Below are 18,266 nucleotides of genomic sequence, written 5' to 3' on the forward strand. Positions count from 1 at the left end.
CCCCGGGTAGCTCGAAATCTATGCTCGCCAGAGTAGACATTGATCCGCGGTGTAGCTAAGGTTCCTCTCGTAGACAAGGTCGAAGAACGGAAAGAACGGAGGGAGCAGACGCCATCAGGATCGCCCGGCCCGAGAAGGATTCGGCCCGGGTACCGCAAGACCCCGGAATGGAAGGTGGTCCCCGGTCAAGCAGCCGCGATCCCCGCACCCCCGCCCCTCTACCGGGCCGGGCAGCGGAAACAGAAGGTCGGCACAGCAGTAGGGCCGACAGATGGTGTTCAATTTCCTTCGGGGCCCTGGTGCCGTTCGGCACCAGGGCCCCTCGACGCGTTGCACAACGAGGTGACATGACAGCAGATACTCCGCTCAGCGGTCGTCTGGACGACGACGACTACCCCGCGTACACGATGGGCCGGGCCGCCGAGATGCTCGGCACCACCCCGGGGTTCCTCCGTGCCATCGGCGAGGCCCGTCTGATCACTCCGCTCCGCTCCGAGGGCGGGCACCGGCGGTACTCCCGCTACCAGCTACGGATCGCCGCTCGCGCCCGCGAGCTCGTCGACCAGGGCACGCCGATCGAGGCCGCCTGCCGCATCGTCATCCTTGAGGACCAGCTGGAGGAGGCGCAGCGCATCAACGCCGAGTACCGCCGCGCCGCGGACGAAGCGTCCGACCGCTCCAGTTCTGACTGATTCTGGCTGATTCTGGCCGATTTGACTGATTCCGACTGAGTGCGCCGGCGCGGACCGGTCGGCTCGAAGCACGCGAGGCGGCAGAGCCGCCTGAGCGTCCCCCGGGCGTACCGGCATATGCAGGGTCCAGAGGATCTGTGCAGGAGTCTCACAGGGACTGCACGAAGCCTTTCAAGACGCTCGTTAGCGTGGCTGAAAAGTTCGATTCCATGTGCCAACGTGATCAGGCTACGGCCGGGCGGGAGTCGGCGCAGTCAACTCAGGAAGACGACAGATGGACTACTGCTCCTCGTGCCGTCGGCATCTCAACGGCGCCCTGGTGTGTCCCGGGTGCGGCGCCTACGCTCCGGACATCGACCCGTCCGCCGCCGACGGCCGTCACCACCCGGCCCCGGTCGCGGCGCACGACGGCTCTCCCGGTGACACGGCCGAGACCGGCGCGTACGACGCCTCGCACACCGGCCCGTTCGGCGGCCAGGCCGCACCGCAAGGAGGGCGGGCGGCGCGGCGGCGCCAGCTGGCACGGTGGAAGAAGAACAAGCGCCGTGCCGTGATGGCGACCGCCGTCGCGATCGTCGGGGGCGGTCTGACCATCTCCACCATGGACCGTCAGTCCACGGACCAGGCACAGGCGGCCACCGCGCCGGAGCGCTCGGGCAAGGGCCCGGAGGAGCAGACGCCGGACCTCATCCTTCCGTCGTCGCCACGACCTGACACTCACCGGTCCTCGCGCACTCCCTCCGAACCGTCGCGCGCGAGCAGCCCCCCGCGCCGGCAGGCCCTGCCCGCCACGCCGACGAAGGCTCCGACGGACGCCGCCGCTCCTGCCCGTCCCGCGCCGAAGTCGACCCCGCAGGCCCAGACGCCCCCCGAGTCCTCCGGTGGAACGGAGCCCGACAGCTCCGACACCGCGCCGGAGACGGAGGAGCAGACGCCCGCGCCCCCGGCCGACAACGAGAACGGCTCGAACTCGGGAACGTCTCAGACGAGCCCCACACCGACACCGACATCGACACCGCAGTCGCCGGAGCTCTGTCTGCTCGTGGTGTGCCTCGGCGGCGGCTGACCGGCCCACGCGGCTGACCCGCCCAGCGGCTGACCGGCGTCCGAAGTGCCCCTGCGAACCCGCGCGGAAACGCCGGTTCGCAGGGGCGCCGTTGTCTCCTACGGGGCGTCGATCAGGTCGTGCGGCGGCACGGTCACCGTACGGGCGCCGGGCTCACCGCCCAGGACGACCTTGCGGAGCGCGACGTTGTTGTCGGTGTTCGTCTCCTGGAGCCGCTTCTCCGGGTTGGCGATCACCTGGATGTAGTACGTGCCGTTCGGCAGGTCGGTGATCTCGAAGGACTGGCCAGGACGGTACTGGGTGTACGTGTCGCCGGAGCCGACGTCGAGGACCTCACGGACGGAGATCGAGTTCTGCTGGCCGCAGGCGGTCGACAGATCGGTGTTCTCCGGGTGCCAGTTGGCGTTCTTCACCGTGTAGTCGATGGCGTCGGTGTTGGCCAGGCAGAACGCCTCCTTGCCGCTGCGCACCTCCTTGGTCTGGTCCTCGCTCAGCAGGCGGTAGCTGGCGAAGTCCGTGAAGTGCCAGTGCTCGTGGCCCTCCCGCGGGTCCCACTCCATGGTGCCGGTGGGCGTGTACCCGATCTGCTTCCCGTTCGCGTCGTAGAAGTACTGGTACGCGTCCATCAGGTCCTTGCCGGGACTGCGGAAGCCGTCCACGACGAGCGGGGCGGGACCGGCGTTCCAGACGTTGGCGCTGAAGGCGAGGTAGTCCTTGCCCGCCACGTCGCCCTCCTCGCCGTCCGTGATGGCGATGTCCCAGGCGGGCAGCGAACGCAGGTCCGGCTTGGGCACGTTCGCGGCGACACCCGCACGGCCGCTGGGCCGCTTGGCGTTGGGCTTCAGCGCGGGAGCGATGCGCGAGCCGTCGGTGTGGCCGGGTCCGTCGCCCAGGTGGTGGGCCATGCCGCGGTCCTCGAGCGCGTGCGACAGGGCGGGCGGGACGGGGGCGTCGGCGCCACGGGGACCGTAGTGATGGGCGGCGTTCGCCTCTTGCCCGGCGGCCTGGTGGCCCCCGTGCTGGGCGGAGGAGCGCGAGGGGGCCGCGCCCCCGGCGCCTTCGCCGCCCTCGTCGCCCATCTCACGCACCGTCACCTTGATGGTCGGCTGGTCATCGGGGATGCCGAACAGGTCGCGGTACTTCTTGGCCACCGAGACCTTGGCCGTGTACTCGCCCACCGGCAGCTCCACCGGCTCGTCGTAGGCGACCGTGCTGGAGTTGGCCGCCCAGCCCTTCTCGACGCCCCACACCGAGCCCAGCGTGAACGGGTTGGTGGAGCAGCTCTGCGGATACTTCGACTTCGCCGGGGCGTCCGGCCGGATCCGCCCGGAGGCGTTGTTCGGGCAGAACGTCCCGCTGGTCTTCGACACTTCCTCGCCGGCCGCGTTCTTGATCGACACATCGAGGAAGCCCGTCAGACCGGAGAAGTTCGTCACCAGTCCGGCGGGCAGTTTTTTGGTCTGCGTCGTCGTGCCGTTGCGGAGGATCTGCTGGGCGACGACAGGGTCCTTGTACGACTTCCGGGTGACCTTGAACTCCAGCGGAGCGTCGTCGACCGTGACGTACGTGCCGAGGTCCAGATAGACGCCGGGTTCCCCCTTCCAGCGGTCGAGCGTCACGGAGTTCGACGCGGCGATCAGCTTCAGCTTCGGCTTGCCGGTAGTGCTCGCCTGGTCCGCTCCGGCGCCGGGTGCGGCACCGGCGCCGGTGACGACGACGGTGAGCGCGGCTCCTGCGGCGAGCGCCGAACGTCTCAGGCGACTGGGGTGTAACTGACTGGTCATCGGTTCCCTCGTCTGCGAGTGCCACGGTCCCGTGGCATCGGACTGGACAGCCCACGACCGGCCGAGGATCCGGAGGCTCTCCCACGCGCCCGGGGCCGATCTGAGAGCTACCTGTGAGAGCGGGGAACGCGCGCCTTGGTTGCCTGGTGAGAGGGGAAAAGACCGGACAAAGCCGGACCCCTTCTTTCAGCCACGGACCGGGGTCCCGGAAACGGCCTCCGGATCCGGCGCGGTGTCGGCTGCGATGTCGGCTGCGGTGTCGACCGCCGTGTCGCCTGCGATACGCAGGGCCTCCACCAGCTCGCGGTACAGGGCATCCGTCGCCAGCAGTTCCTCGTGGCTGCCCCGGGTGCGGATGCGGCCCGCCTCCATCACCACGATGGTGTCGGCGTCGATCACGGTAGACAGCCGGTGAGCGATGGTGACCACGGCACCGGTGCCGGCGCGGGAGCGGACACAGTCCTGGACGGCGGCCTCGGTCAGCCCGTCGAGCTGGGCGGTCGCCTCGTCCAGGAGCAGCACGTCGGGAGTACGCAACAGGGCGCGGGCCAGGGCGATGCGCTGGCGTTCGCCGCCCGACACGGTCGTGGTGGACAGGGAGGTGTCGAGGCCGTCGTCGAGGGCGTCGACCTTCTCTGCCAGCCGGACGTCCCGCAGGACCCGGCGCAGTTCCTCGTCCGTCGCGTCGGGGCGGGACAGCAGCAGGTTGTCGCGGATGGTCCCGGGCACGATCGGGGTGTCCTGCTCCACGTACGCCAGTCGGGCCCGGATCTCGTCGTGGGTGTGGTCGCGGTACGGGCGGCCGTCCACGAGCAGTTCGCCCTTCGTCGGCTCCAGGAAGCGCAGGATCAGGGAGAAGAGAGTCGTCTTGCCCGCTCCGGACGGCCCGACGATCGCGGTGTGCCCGCGCCGGGGGACGGCCAGTTCGATGCCCTGTACCGCCGGTTCGGCGTCCGGGCCGTACGCCGCGGTGACCTCGCGCAGTTCCAGTACGGGCGCGTCGTCCCGGTCGGCCGGGACTGCCGAGCCGACGGGGCGCGCGGGACGTGCCGGGCGGGCGATGTCCTCGGTCTGCAGGTCGTCGGTCTGCCGGATGCGTTCCGCGGCGGCGATGCCGCCTTGCAGCGCGGTGACGTTCTGGCTCAGCTCGCCGATCGGTTCCATGAGTCCGAACGCGTACAGCAGGAAGGCGATCAGGCTGGACACCTCCAGGTGCCCCTCGCCGACCCGCCAGGCCCCCACTCCCAGGATCGCGATGATCGCCAGCTGTATGCTGGACCCCGCGATCGTCCAGGCCAGCGCCTCACGGCGGACCGCGCGGACCCCGTACTCGGCCGATGCGCGCGCGTCGGCCACGATCCGCTCGGCCGTACGGTCCTCGGCGCGGCTCACCTTCACGGTCCGGATGGCGCGCAGCGTGCCCTCCAGCACGCCGCCCAGCTGCCCGATGTGCTCTTGTGCCTGCCGCTGAGCCGTGGCGATCCCGGGCATCAGGACCGCGAACAGCACGCCGATCAGCACCACCGCGGCCAGGGTGGTGCCGAGCAGCACGACGTCCAGGACGCCCATCAGGACGAGGGTTCCCAGCAGCATGACCGTCCCGTTGAGCAGGCCCACCAGAGCGCCGGTTGCGGCCTCGCGCAGCAGCACCGTGTCGGAGGTGACGCGGGTGACGAGCTCACCGGTCGGGCGCCGGGTGACGGCGGGCACGGTGGCCCGCAGGAAACGCCGCACCATCGACTCGCGGGCCTCCAGGACCACGCGCTCCCCCAGCGAGCCGAGCAGGGTCCACTGCCGGTACGAGACGGCACTGCCGACCACGAGCAGAACCAGGAGGCCGCCGACGGGGCGGCTCAGCGACGACGATCCGCCCAGCGCGTCGAGCACCCACTTCGTGACCATCGGCGTGGCCAGCCCCAGCGCCGATCCCATCAGGGCCAGGAGCAGGGCCCGGACCAGCGCGCGCCGGTGCGGCCGGGCGAACGACCACAGGATCCGCAGCCGGGGCAACGTCTCGTCCTGCGAGGATGTTTTGGGAACGACCATGTCTGCGAGTGGAACATCGATGTTCCATAAGGGGCAAGCGAATTTCAGTCAGGTACGGCGGGGTACCGTATGCCCATGCGAGACGACAGCGCGGCGGTGGCCGAGACCGCGGCGGCCGAGACCGGGACGCGCGCTCGGACGCGGCGCGCGATCCTCGACGCCGCCGTCGCCCTCCTGTCCACCGACCAGACCGCGTCGCTGGGCGATGTCGCGGCGGCCGCCGGGGTGGGACGCACCACCGTCCACCGCTACTTCCCCGAACGGTCCGATCTGCTGGCGGCCATCGGCGCGGACATCCTGGACAAGGTCGCGGCGGCGACCGAGCGCGCCCGGCTGGACGACGGCCCGGCCTCCACCGCCCTGGAGCGGCTCTGCCAGGAGTTCTTCGAACTCGGCGACCGCCTCACGCTGATGTTCGACGTACCGCAGTTCATGAACTGGGACGGCTGGGAGGAGGAGACCGCCGCCGACGCCGCGCTCCTGCGCCTCGTCGACCGCGGCCGCGCGGAAGGCAGTCTCGACCCCGAGATGAGTGCCGAGTGGGTCCAGAACGTGCTGTGGTCCCTGCTGTACTCGGCCTGGGAGCACGCCCGCAGCCACGGAGCGCCAAAGCACGCCGCCCTGACCCTGTGCCTGCGCACCCTCAGGAAGGCCGTAGCCCCCTGACGTGGGGGACTCACCGGTTCAGAAATCGGTCCAGAGGTCGGTTCAGAAGTCGGTTCAGAACGCGCCGGTTCAGAACTCGGCCACGCGGCCCGTGCCCGGCCGGTACATGGCGAGGGCCCAGATCACGAACAGGTCGATCGCGATCATGATCACCGACCAGACCGGGGCGTACGGCAGGAACAGGAACTGGGCGACCAGGCTCAGCGAGGCGAAGAGGATGCCGACGTACCGTGCCCAGTCGGCGCCCCTGAGGACGCCCGCCCCGGTGATCGCGACGCAGACGCCGATGACCAGGTGGATCCAGCCCCAGCCGGTGAGGCCGATCCGGTAGACGTAGTCGCCGACACCGCCGTACACGTTGTCGTCGTCGGCGATCGCGGCGATGCCCTGGAGCACGGCCAGCACGCCGTTGCAGAGCATGAGGACGCCCGCGAAGACGACACCGCCCGTCACCCAGCCGGGGGACGTGGAAGGGCGGGTCCGGGGCTGCTGTATCGCACGGGTCATGGGGGGACTCCCGTTCGTCGTCCCGTACGTCGTCCGCGCACGGGGTTTCGAGCCTCGGCCCGGGCCGCCCGCACCGCCATGCGGGTGGGGCCGTTCGGGTGAGCGGTGCCCACGCCGTGCCCCCGGGGCCTTGGGCCCGGCGTGCGCGGGCGGGACGGCGGCCCTTCACTGGAGGCCTGGAGGGGGTGGGGGCAACGTAGGGGCGACCTGTGGAGGAACCCATGGCCCAGGCGCGAGCCCGCGGGATCTCGCCGTGACGGCGCGGGAGGCCGGGCCGGACGACCGCCCCGTCCCCCTTACGCCATGGCAGGTCACGCGGCCTTGGCTGATCCAGGGCGGCCTCGTGGCCGCCATGGTCGCCGGGTACTTCCTGCTCCCGCTCGACCCCCTGGGACCCCACCGTCCCGCCCTGAGCTGGACGGTGTTCGCCCTCGCGCTGCTTCTCGTGGCCCTCCTGCTCCTGCGTCAGGTACGGGACGTCCTCGTGAACCGACCGCAGGCCCGTCCCGGAGTGGTCATCCCGCTCCTGATGTGCCTGTCCGTTCTCGTCTTCTCGGCCGGCTACTACTCACTCGCCAAGCAGCCCGGCGAGTTCAGGGGCCTCGCGACACGGACGGACGCCCTGTACTACACCACGGTCACCCTCGCCACCGTCGGCGGGGACATCACCCCGGAAGGACAGGCGGCACGGGTGGTCACGGTCGTACAGGTCCTCTACAGCTTCGTGTTCCTCACCGCCGCCGCCACCGCGCTGACCCGCCATGTACGCAATCAGGTGATCCGCAGCCGGCAACGCGACCGGCAGGGGAGGGGGTGATCGCGGACCTGCCGTGGTGCGGTGCTCGGTGGTCGTCGCGGATGCGCGCCAACTGCCCGACGGCGTAAGGACCTAGACTGTCGCCCATGACGTTCTTCTTCCACCTGCGTTAAGCGCCGTCGGCGAAGCGAGGAGCCCCCCGTCGCCGACGAGGCGGGGCAGCGAAGCGCTGCCCCGAGTGCTGACGTGGAAGAAGAACAATCACCATGCACACGCCCCTCGTGGCGCGCTGCGTCCGCGGTCTGGAGTCCGCGGTCGCCGCCGAAGTTCTGTCATCCGGCCTAGGCGTCGTCACCGACCTGCGCCATCGCGAGGTCCACTTCCGTACGTCCCGGCCCGCGCCGCAGCTCCGTACCGCGGACGACGTCTTTCTGTTCGCCGCCGAGCGACCCGACGTCGGGACGACGAAGCACGACCTCCACGCCCTTGCCGAGCTTGCCGAACTCACCGACGCCGACCGCCTCCTGAGCCTCCGTCGCGCTCTGACGAAGACGCCGCACCGCCTCACCGGCATCGACGTCTCGGCCTCCTTCCTCGGCCGACGCACCTTCAGCCGGTACGACGCCGAGGACGTCATCGGCCCGGCCCTGGCGCGTCAGCTCGGCGTCCCCTACCACTCCCGGCGTACGGGCGCCGCGTCCCCGCCCGGTCACTGGGGATGGCGGCTGACCCTGGACGGCACGCGGGCCACGCTCATGCTGCGGATCAACGACCGCCCGCTGCATCGCCGCGCGTACAAGCGCCACACCATCCCGGGCACCCTGCATCCGCCACTGGCCGCCGCCATGGCCGCGATGGCCGACATCCGCCCCGGTCACGTCGTGCTCGACCCGTGCTGCGGCGCCGGCACCCTGCTGATCGAGGCCGCGCTCGCCCAGCCCGAAGCCCGCTTCCACGGCTTCGACCTCTCCCCCGACGCGGTCACCGCGGCCCGCGCCAACGCCGTCGACCTGCCCGTCGGCATCCGCCGATCCGACGCCGCCCGCCTCCCCCTCCCCGACGGGGAAGTCGACCGCGTCCTGTGCAACCCACCCTGGGGCAGCCAGGCCCACGCCCGCGGCCTCGTCGCCGCCGACCCCACCCGCTGGTGGACGGAGCTGCGCCGCGTCCTCGCCCCGGACGGCACAGCCGTACTCCTCCTGCCCGACCCCGACACCCTGGCCGGCGCCCTGCGGCATGACCTCACCCCCCTGCACATACAGCGCATCCGCGTCTCAGGCGCTCAGCCGTACATCGTCCACCTGGCATCGACGGACAGGGCTCGGCGACGCCGCGCCACCAGCCAGGCCTCAGGCGGTGCGGCCGGGTGATGTGCGCGCGGCGCGCCGCGCGGGCGCTGGATCGCTCTGAGCCGTCGGCGAGCCGAGTCTCAGGCGGTCGCGTAGTCGTCGAGGGCCGGTTGGAGAAGGTCGAAGGCGCGAGCCGCTTCCTTCGCGACGGTCTCGGCGATCTCGTCGTTGGTGTCCCCGGCCAGGGTCAGGTCCTGGATGCGTTGGAACAGGACGCGGTGCACGGCACCGAGCAGCCCGGCGGCCGTGCGGACGGTGATGTCGTCCGGCTGCGCGCCGACGGCCTCGGCGAGGGCCTCGGCCAGCGCCTGTTCGCGCCGGTCGTGCAGGCTGCGCAGGCACGCCGACAGGGTGGGACTGTCGGTGATCATGCGGGAGAAGTCAGGGCCGGCGAATCCCGCGACCGGGTTCTGCGCCGCGACGGCGGCCTCGAAGGCGCGGCGAAGCGCCGCGAGGGCGGACTCGCCGGGGCGTCGGGCGGCCACGGCGCTCGCCAGCGTGGCGCTGAACTCGTCCTGGTGGTCGAGGGCCAGGTCCTCCTTGCGCGCGAAGTAGTTGGTCACCGTCTTCTTCGCGACGCGAGCGGCGGCGGCGATCTCGGCGATGGTCGTGTTCTCGAAGCCCTGCTCGATGAACAGCCGTGTCGCGTGGTCGGAGATCAGCTGTCGCGTCTCCTGCTTCTTGGCTTCTCGCAGGCCCAGCGGGGCGGTGGCGCTCGCTGTCGTGGCGCCCGCTGCGGCGTTCGTCTTGGTCTCCATGAGGAAAATCTTACCCCCGTAGTAAAAATATGTTTACAGCACGGAGCGCCTGGAGATAAAGTTACTACCGACGCAAACTTAGCCTGAAGGGAAGTAGTGCATGCGAAGGCTCGATCTCAGGGCGGCGGCGCGGGAGCGTGTCGAGGGCCGTGGCGCCCGCTGACGGCCGCCAACGCCGAGCTCCGCAGGACGCAACATCGCCCCGTCCATCGCTTCGCCCCGCCCTGCCCCGCAGCCTGGAAAGGAACCCCTTTGACCATCACCGCCTCCACCGTCTCCCTCACGGTCGAAGACGTCGCCGCCTCGCGCACCTTCTTCACCGAGCACCTCGGCTACCGGGAGCAGGCCGCGGCCGACGGATTCGCCTCCCTCACCCGTGACGACGCCGCCGTCGACATCGTCCTGCTCCGGCGGGGCATCGACGTCCTGCCCCCCGAACAGCGAGACCAGCGCGCCCGCGGCCTGATCCTCGCCTTCACCCTCGATGCCGGCCTCGAAGCCGAGGAGAAACGCCTGCGCTCCGAAGGCGTCGACATCACGATGCCCCTGCGTGAAGAGCCCTGGGGAGAACGCCTGTTCCAGGTCACCGACCCCAACGGGGTCGTCGTCCAGTTCGTCGAGTGGACGGCGGCGGACCACGCCTGACGCCTGGCGCCTTACCCGCGCCCATCCCTACGGCCCACACGGCCCGAACGGCCCCGTGCCGACCGGATCGTGCAGACAAAGAAAAGAGAGCACCGCATGCGAAAGCTCGTGTACTACATCGCCACCACCCTGGACGGTTTCATCGCGGGCCCGGACGGCGCCGACCCCACGGGTCCGGACGGCTTCTGGCCGATCCCCGAGGACTACATCCGGCACATCGCGGCGGAATACCCGGAGACCCTGCCTGCCCCCGCCCGGGCGGCGTTATCCGTCACCGCGGAAGGCACGCACTTCGACACCGTCCTGGAAGGGCGGCGCAGCTACGAGATCGGTCTCAAGGCCGGCATCACCGATGCCTACCCCCACCTGCGCCACCTGGTCTTCTCCCGAACCCTCACCGAGAGCCCGGACCCGGCTGTCGAGCTGGTCCCGGGCGACCCTGTGGACAAGGTGCGGCAGCTGAAGCAGGAGGACGGCAAGGACATCTGGCTGATAGGCGGCGCCGAACTGGCCGGCGCCCTGTACGGCGAGATCGACCAGGTCATCCTCAAGACGGCACCACTGACCATCGGCGCCGGAATCCCGCTCTTCTCCCACAAGGCCGCCTTCGATCCGCGCGGCTGGGAGCTCACCGGCCACACCGTGCTCGACAGCGGCGCGACCTTCACCACCTTCACGCGCGCGACCGGCCCCGGCATCCCGGCCACGGGGAAGTGAGGTCACCCATCAGAACCCGGCTGACCGGGGTGCCGGACACCGGCACCCCGGTCGGCGGGGTCGGCGGGGTCGGCGGCGGGCCGCTGGATCGTGGTGGCGGGGCTCAGCACGCGCCGCCCGGACGGGAACCACGTACTCCACGTACTCCTCGTACACCTCGTACTCCTCACGGGCGAGACAGCAGGACGCCGTCGCGTCGCTGGTACTACGCGCACAGGGGCGACGTACTGCGTTCTCAGTAGCCGGGATTGTCGGCAGGCGCACGACGACGCGGAGGGTCCGGTCTCGGGAGTCTTGGGGCGTCCCCGAGACCGCAAGATGTGGAGACCTCCGTCATGGCTACCTTCCTGTATCGACTGGGCCGTGTGGCCTTCCGGCGGCGCTGGCCCGTCGCCTTGCTGTGGGTGGCGGTGCTGGCCGCCGTCGGCTTCGGCGCGGCCAAAGCGCCCGCGGCGGGCGACGACGGGTTCACGATGCCCGGTATCGAGTCCCAGAAGGCGTTCGACCTGATGGAGGAGCGCTTCCCCGGCTCCGCGGCCGACGGCGCGAGTGCCCAGCTCGTCTTCGTCGCCCCGGACGGGCAGAAGGTCACCGCCACCGAGAACCGGGCGGCGATCGAGAAGCTCGTGGACGAGGCGGCCGACGGCTCGCAGGTCTCAGGCGCGGTGGACCCGTTCCAGGCGAAGGCGGTGAGCAAGGACGGCACGATCGCCTACGCGACCGTCACCTACAAGGTGCAGGCCGACGACCTCACCGACGCCGACAAGACCCATCTGGAACACGCCATCGACGAGGCCCGGGACGCGGGTCTGACCGTCGAGGCCGGCGGGGACGCGCTGGCCACCCAGCCCTCGGCGGGCGGCGCGGCCGAAGCGATCGGCATCGCCATCGCGGCCGTCGTCCTGCTGATCACCTTCGGTTCCCTGGCCGCCGCCGGACTCCCACTGCTGATCGCCGTCCTCGGCGTCGGCATCAGCATGGCCTCCATCCTGGCCCTGTCCAGCACCTTCGGCCTGTCCTCCACGACCGGCACGCTGGCCACCATGCTCGGGCTCGCGTGCGGCATCGACTACGCCCTGTTCGTCGTCTCCCGCTACCGCGAGGAACGCGCCAAGGGCCACACACCACAGGAGGCGGCGGGCCTCGCCGCCGGCACCGCCGGCTCCGCGGTCGTCTTCGCCGGGCTCACGGTCGTCATCGCGCTCGCCGGGCTCTCGGTGGTCGGCATCCCGATGCTCACCAAGATGGGCCTGGCCGCCGCCGGCGCGGTCGTCGTCGCCGTCCTCATCTCACTGACCATGGTCCCGGCCCTGCTCGGCTTCTGGCCCAACGCCGTACTGTCACGCGCCACCCGGAAGGGTTCACCGCGCAGCAGGAAGAGCGACGAGAACAACGCAGGCAGCCGCTGGGCCCGTTTCGTCCTGCGCCGCCCCGTCCCCGTACTCCTCGCCGGCATCGCGGGCCTGGGAGTGATCGCCCTGCCGATGACGAACCTCCAGCTGGGCATGCCCGGCAACGAGGCCAAGCCCACCTCGACCACCGAGCGCCGCGCCTACGACGCCCTCGCCGACGGCTTCGGCCCCGGCTTCAACGGGCCCCTGGCCATCGTCGTCGACGCCAAGCACGCGAAGGACCCCAAGGCCGCCGTCGACTCGATCACCAAGAAGATCGGCGCCACAGAGGGGGTCGTCTCCGTCTCGCCGGCCCGGTTCAACCCGGCGGGTGACACCGCCGTCTTCTCCGCCGTCCCGGCCACCAGCCCCACCGACGAGAAGACCAAGGACCTGGTCACCGCCATCCGCGACGAACGCCCGGCGATGGAGTCCACCACCGGGGCGACCTTCTCGGTCACCGGCACCACCGCGGTCAACATCGACGTGGCCCAGAAGGTCCAGAACGCGCTGATCCCCTACCTCGCGGTCGTGGTCGGCCTGGCCGTCGTGCTCCTGCTGCTGGTCTTCCGCTCGATCCTGGTGCCCCTGAAGGCAGCGCTCGGCTTCCTGCTCTCGGTCCTCGCCGCCCTCGGCGCGGTCGTGCTGGTCTTCCAGCAGGGCCACGGCGCCGAACTCCTCGGCGTGGAGCAGACCGGCCCGATCATGAGCCTGATGCCGATCTTCCTGGTGGGCATCGTCTTCGGTCTGGCGATGGACTACGAGGTCTTCCTGGTCTCCCGGATGCGGGAGGCGTACGTCCACGGGGACCGGCCCGGCCAGGCAGTCGTCTCCGGCTTCCGGTACAGCGCCCGGGTCGTGGTCGCCGCCGCGCTGATCATGATGGCGGTCTTCGCCGGGTTCATCGGCGCCGGCGAATCCATGATCAAGATGATCGGCTTCGGCCTGGCCATCGCGGTCCTGTTCGACGCCTTCGTGGTCCGCATGGCGATCGTGCCCGCGATCCTCGCCCTGCTCGGCGACAAGGCCTGGTACCTGCCCCGCTGGCTGGACCGGATGCTGCCCCGCGTCGATGTCGAGGGTGAGGCCCTGAGCCACCGGGCCTCCGCCACCGCACCCCCGGCCGACCTGCCCGAGCCCTCTCAGGAGCCCGCCCCGGAGCCCGCATCGGTCCACTCCTAGGCCACGGTCCGCCTCCGCGGGCCTGGGCTGCCGCTGCCGCCCAGGGCCGCGGGGCCCGCGGAGGACCGCGTCACCACAGGGGTGCAGCTCAACACCATGCTGCGCTCGCGTGCGGAGGCGGCAGGCGCCACGTACGTCGACACGTACGAGCCCTCCGAACCCCCACCTCCGACCCTCCGCCTCCGACCCCCACCCTTCGATGCGACTTGCTTAACTTAATCAACTAACTTACCTTTGACCGAGTCGCACAGACCTGCCCGCCCACACGGAGGCTCGACCATGTCCCACGCACACGCCCGACCCGACGGCACCGGGACGTCCGGCCCGCCGCGGACGAACACCGTCGTGGCGGTCCTCGCCTTCGGCGGGATCGTGGTCGCGCTGATGCAGACCCTGGTGATCCCGCTGGTCCCGGAGCTCCCCCAGCTCCTGAACGCCCCGGCGTCGGACACCGCCTGGGCCGTCACCGCCACGCTGCTCGCCGCCGCCGTCGCCACCCCGGTCATGGGCCGGCTCGGAGACATGTACGGCAAGCGCCGCATGCTCCTGGTCAGCCTCGTCATGCTGGTGGCCGGGTCGGTCACGGCCGCCCTCAGCGAGTCACTGACCCCCATGATCGTCGGGCGCGCGCTGCAGGGTCTGGCGTCCGGTGTCATCCCGCTCGGCATCAGCATCATGCGCGACGAGCTGCCCGCCGAACGGCTCGGCTCCGCCACCGCGCTGATGAGCGCCTCACTCGGCGTGGGCGGCGCCCTGGGCCTGCCCGCCGCCGCACTCATCGCCGACAACTTCGACTGGCACATGCTGTTCTGGGCCTCGGCCGGCCTGGGCGCCCTCGCCTTCCTGTGCGTACTGACCCTCGTACCGGAGTCCAAGGTGCGTACCGGTGGCCGCTTCGACCTGGTGGGCGCCGCGGGCATGGCGGCGGGGCTGGTGTCGCTGCTGCTGGCGATCTCCAAGGGCGCCGACTGGGGCTGGAGCAGCAACACGACCCTCGGTCTGTTCGCGGCGTCCGTCGTCGTCCTGCTGGTGTGGGGCTGGTGGGAGCTGCGGGTCAAGGAGCCGCTGGTCGACCTGCGGACCACCGCGCGCCGTCAGGTGCTGGTCACCAACCTGGCGTCGATCGCGCTCGGCTTCGGCATGTTCGCGATGTCCCTCGTCCTTCCACAGCTCTTGCAGTTGCCTGAAGCGACCGGTTACGGCCTGGGCAAGTCGCTGCTCGTCGCAGGCCTGGTCATGGCACCGTCCGGCCTGGTGATGATGGCCACGGCCCCGGTCTCCGCCGCCGTCTCGAAGGCCAAGGGTCCGAAGGTGACCCTGATGATCGGCGCCCTGATCGTGGCCGCCGGCTACGGCCTGAACATCGTGCTGATGGACGAGGTCTGGCACTTCGTGACGGTCTCCTGCATCATCGGCGCCGGCATCGGCTTCACCTACGGTGCGATGCCCTCGTTGATCATGGGCGCCGTCCCCCCGTCCGAGACGGGCGCCGCCAACAGCCTCAACACCCTGATGCGGTCCATCGGCACGTCGACCGCCAGCGCGGTCGCCGGCGTCATCCTCGCCCAGATGACGACCCGTTTCGGCACGATCGCACTCCCCTCCAAGGACGGCTTCCGCACCGTGCTGGCCATCGGTGCGGGCGCCGCGCTGCTCGCCTTCGTGGTCGCCGCCTTCATCCCGCGCCAGCGCCCGCTCGCGGCCGCCTCGGCGGCGACCGAGTCCGGGGAGCCGTCCGCGCCTCCGGCCGAGGCCGCCGCCGCACCGGCCATGACCGCCGCCGAACCGGAGACGAAGAAGGGGGTGTCGGCCTCGTCGGTCGCCGCCCCGCGGTCAGGCCGGGCCCGCCCGGAGCCGGTGGCGGCCTCCGTGACGACGGCCGAGCGCCATGGGACGAGCGGGTTCGCCGGCGGCGGGACACCGGTCACCGGCTACGTTCGCGGTGCGGAGAGCACGCCCGTGGGCGGGGCCGCGGTGACGCTGATCTCGCTCGAAGGGCAACAGCTGGGCCGGTCGGTCGCTCACGGCGACGGCTCGTACGGCGTGGACGCGCCGGGCGCCGGTTCGTACGTCCTGATCGCCGCCGCGGACGGCTTCCAGCCGCAGGCGTCCACGGTCGTCGTCGCCGACGCGCCGCTGACGTACGACATCCTGCTGAGCGGTACCAGCGGCCTGACCGGTGCGGTGCGGTCCGCGGACAGCGGGGCGCCGGTCACCGGGGCCGTGGTCATCGTGACCGACGTACGCGGCGACGTCCTGGCCACCGGGCAGACCGACGCCCTGGGCGAGTTCACCATCTCCGACCTGGTGCCGGGGACGGTGACCCTCGCGGTCAACTCCCCCAAGCACCGTCCGCTGGCCCGGCCCGTCGAGGTCGGCGGCGCCGGTGTCACGCGGGTGGAGGTCGAGCTCCGAGCCGGGGCCCATGTGCGGGGCAGGGTGCGCGGGGCGGGCCTGCCGCTGAGCGACGCGCGGGTCACGCTGGTCGACGCGGCGGGCAACGTGGTCGCCACGACGACGACCGGCCACGACGGGGCGTACGCCTTCTCCGACCTGGACAGCGGGGAGTACACGGTCATGGCGACCGGCTACCCGCCGAAGGCGAGGGGTGTGACCGTCCCCGGCGGCGGGATCGACGACCACGACATCGAACTCACCCACCCCGGCGAGTAGTCCACCGAGCCCCGGCCCTCGGACGGCGCCCTGAGCGGCGGGACAGCGTCCACGGGCGGCGGGCGGAAGGGCCTCCGGCGACGTCGGGGCGGCGGCTTGGGACGGCCCGCGCGCCCCGCCGCCGGAGACCCACCCAGGGGCGCGTCTCCAGCTCTTCCCCGCTGGAGACGCGCCCCGCACGGCCCCGCACGGCCCCGCGCCGCCGGCGCGCGAGACCACGGAGGATGCGGGCCACCAGCGCCGGGCCCACCGCGGAGACGGGTCATCCGCCCTGGCCTGCCGCCTGCCCCGGAGCCACAAAGATCCGCCGCTCCCCGATCCGGTGGGGCTGCCACGTCCGGGCGTACGCGGGCGGCTGTCCGCCCAGCGTGGTCAGGGTGGCGACCGGCAGCCGTCGGGCGGTCCGTTCGATGTCGGCCTGAGTGGTGTTGCCGTTGGGACCGTTGGTCTGCCCGGAAGCACACCCGGCGTAGAAGGCGACCGGGAGGGCCTCGTACCCCGTCAGCAGGCAGGGCGGCCGTACGCCGAGCCGGTGCAGTTCGGCTGCCGTACGGGTCCAGCCCTTGCGGGCGGCGGTGCTGCGGTCCACGGTGCGCTCCAACACCACGTACTGCACCGCGAGATGCGCGGCGAGAGCGAGCACCACGAGCGGCACGACAACCTGCCGCCGCACTCGGTTCGGAGTGGTGACCAGGTGGACGAACGCGTCGGCGACGGGGAGCGACAACAGCGCGTAGGTGGGCAGCAGGAAGCGGGGCGCGGCGTATCCGATCAAGAACAGATAGGGGAAGGCCGCCGTCGCGGCGCAGGCGATGGGCAGCAGCGTGCCGGCCGTCCGCCGGGCCCGCACGGCGATCACCAGCCCGAGAGCGGCGACAAGAGGGAGGACGAACCACCAGACCATCACCGCCACNGCGACAAGAGGGAGGACGAACCACCAGACCATCACCGCCACGGGCGGCATCGCCCCGCCGCACGGGCGGCACAGCGTGTCGCCGACCAGGCTGCGCGCCTGGTCGTCGACGGCGAAGTGCCATCCCAGCCCGCCCTGGATCCGGGAGGCGTCGGCCAGTCGCTGCGCCAGGCCGCCGTAGCTGACGAACGCCTCGATGACCCACTGACCCGCCCCGGCCACCAGCCCCGCGACGAGCGCCCCCCACAGCCGCCACCGGCCCCGGCGACGGACGCACAGCGGCAGAACCAGCAGCGGCAGGGTGACATAGACCGCGTCCGTGGGCCGCATCCATGCGATCAGCGCCGCGCTCACCCCCACACCCCACAGCGCCATCAGGTCGAAGCGGTCCGCCCGGGCGTGCAGGAAGTAACCCACGCACGCCAGGGCGCCGATCGCGACCCAGTAGTTGGGCATGGCCTGCGGGCCGTAGAACAGGGTCACCCACAGCGTCGCGAACAGCGCGCCCGCCAGAACCAGCACCCGAACAGGGAACAGCCCGCGCCAGACACGCAGCGCCAGAAACAGTCCGAGCCCGGACAGCAGCGCCAGATAGACCCGCAACAACTCCGTGGACGACGACCACGAGGTGATGGGCGCGGCCAGCAGGGAGACGCCGCGGGCGCGCGGCGCACTGAAGAACGACGCCGGAGCCTGGGTACTGACCTGGCTGACGTACACCGTCTCGTCCCAGCCGAGCCCCATACCAGGGCGCACCAGGACCAACTGCGCCACCACGAAGGCACCCGCCACGAGTGCCAGCCACCCCTGGCCGCCGGTACGCCCCGACGTACGGCCCGCCACCAGCAGGCCGCGCCCCTCGACGCCGACGAGCGGGACGTTCAAGGTCCTGGGCATCGTCCACCCTTCGCCCTTCACCCTTCGGCCCACACCCTGCAGATCGAAGGTGAAAATCAGACAAAAACATGGACAAATTACCCCGTACCACCCAGGAATGCGGCATGGGGCAGAGCGCCAGATGGAGGAGTCAGGAGCGGTTCGGAGGAGCACCGAAAGCGCCGCGCCAAGACCCGGAAAACCCGATGCGGCCCGCGGCCGCCCTGCATCCGGCCGGGACCGG

The 18,266-nt window shown here is 71.2% G+C and carries 13 protein-coding genes and 2 pseudogenes; 9 read left to right on the forward strand and 6 right to left on the reverse strand.

The genetic code is table 11. The features are described 5' to 3' along the window. Positions 1-347: 347 nt before the first annotated feature. A complete protein-coding gene (locus FGD71_RS10040; RefSeq protein ID WP_119100054.1) occupies positions 348-692 on the forward strand; it encodes a MerR family transcriptional regulator in 345 nt (114 codons plus the stop codon). 274 nt (positions 693-966) lie between these two features. Next, entirely contained in the window at positions 967-1,758 is a 792-nt protein-coding gene (locus tag FGD71_RS10045; RefSeq protein ID WP_119100055.1) for an SCO2400 family protein, read from the forward strand. Between the two features lie 98 nt (positions 1,759-1,856). On the opposite strand, the gene FGD71_RS10050 is transcribed toward FGD71_RS10045, so the two are convergent. Both FGD71_RS10050 and FGD71_RS10055 read right to left on the reverse strand, forming a co-directional pair. After that, positions 1,857-3,542, reverse strand: a complete 1,686-nt coding sequence (locus FGD71_RS10050; protein ID WP_119100056.1) for a lysyl oxidase family protein — start codon at positions 3,540-3,542, stop codon at positions 1,857-1,859. Between the two features lie 186 nt (positions 3,543-3,728). After that, the gene (locus FGD71_RS10055) at positions 3,729-5,588 is read right to left on the reverse strand and encodes an ABC transporter ATP-binding protein (protein ID WP_240436503.1); all 1,860 of its coding nucleotides are present in this window, start codon (positions 5,586-5,588) and stop codon (positions 3,729-3,731) included. A gap of 75 nt (positions 5,589-5,663) precedes the next feature. On the opposite strand from FGD71_RS10055, the gene FGD71_RS10060 reads away from it, so the two are divergent. Further along, on the forward strand, positions 5,664-6,254 hold the full coding sequence (locus tag FGD71_RS10060) for a TetR/AcrR family transcriptional regulator (protein WP_119100063.1): 591 nt from the start codon (positions 5,664-5,666) through the stop codon (positions 6,252-6,254). A gap of 69 nt (positions 6,255-6,323) precedes the next feature. Here FGD71_RS10060 and FGD71_RS10065 read toward each other — a convergent pair whose 3' ends face one another. Continuing rightward, a complete protein-coding gene (locus tag FGD71_RS10065) occupies positions 6,324-6,761 on the reverse strand; it encodes a DUF7144 family membrane protein (protein WP_181359165.1) in 438 nt (145 codons plus the stop codon). Positions 6,762-7,113: 352 nt separating this feature from the next. Between FGD71_RS10065 and FGD71_RS10070 the strand changes: the two genes are divergently transcribed. Beyond that, entirely contained in the window at positions 7,114-7,578 is a 465-nt protein-coding gene (locus FGD71_RS10070; protein WP_119100065.1) for a potassium channel family protein, read from the forward strand. Positions 7,579-7,784: 206 nt separating this feature from the next. Further along, positions 7,785-8,888: a methyltransferase domain-containing protein gene (locus FGD71_RS10075; RefSeq protein WP_119100057.1), complete on the forward strand. Its 1,104-nt coding sequence runs from the start codon at positions 7,785-7,787 to the stop codon at positions 8,886-8,888. A gap of 59 nt (positions 8,889-8,947) precedes the next feature. On the opposite strand, the gene FGD71_RS10080 is transcribed toward FGD71_RS10075, so the two are convergent. Continuing rightward, positions 8,948-9,625 (reverse strand): TetR/AcrR family transcriptional regulator, encoded by a 678-nt coding sequence (locus FGD71_RS10080; protein ID WP_119100058.1) that lies wholly within the window; start codon positions 9,623-9,625, stop codon positions 8,948-8,950. 252 nt (positions 9,626-9,877) lie between these two features. Between FGD71_RS10080 and FGD71_RS10085 the strand changes: the two genes are divergently transcribed. The 4 genes from FGD71_RS10085 to FGD71_RS10100 all read left to right on the forward strand — a co-directional run bounded on the left by FGD71_RS10085 (position 9,878) and on the right by FGD71_RS10100 (position 16,233). Beyond that, a complete protein-coding gene (locus FGD71_RS10085; protein ID WP_119100059.1) occupies positions 9,878-10,270 on the forward strand; it encodes a VOC family protein in 393 nt (130 codons plus the stop codon). Between the two features lie 96 nt (positions 10,271-10,366). After that, positions 10,367-10,987, forward strand: a complete 621-nt coding sequence (locus FGD71_RS10090; protein WP_119100060.1) for a dihydrofolate reductase family protein — start codon at positions 10,367-10,369, stop codon at positions 10,985-10,987. Positions 10,988-11,322: 335 nt separating this feature from the next. Then, positions 11,323-13,560, forward strand: a complete 2,238-nt coding sequence (locus FGD71_RS10095; RefSeq protein WP_119100066.1) for an MMPL family transporter — start codon at positions 11,323-11,325, stop codon at positions 13,558-13,560. 279 nt (positions 13,561-13,839) lie between these two features. After that, positions 13,840-16,233, forward strand: coding sequence for an MFS transporter (locus tag FGD71_RS10100; RefSeq protein ID WP_119100061.1), 2,394 nt, complete (start codon positions 13,840-13,842; stop codon positions 16,231-16,233). A 262-nt stretch (positions 16,234-16,495) separates the two neighbouring features. Here the strand turns inward: FGD71_RS10100 and FGD71_RS48660 are convergent. Next, positions 16,496-17,146 (reverse strand): annotated as a pseudogene (locus FGD71_RS48660) (hypothetical protein); the annotation flags it as partial. 1 nt (position 17,147) lies between these two features. Beyond that, positions 17,148-18,043 (reverse strand): annotated as a pseudogene (locus tag FGD71_RS48665) (hypothetical protein); the annotation flags it as partial. Positions 18,044-18,266 lie beyond the last annotated feature (223 nt).

This window comes from Streptomyces sporangiiformans (genome assembly GCF_005768555.2).
Lineage (GTDB): Bacteria > Actinomycetota > Actinomycetes > Streptomycetales > Streptomycetaceae > Streptomyces > Streptomyces sporangiiformans.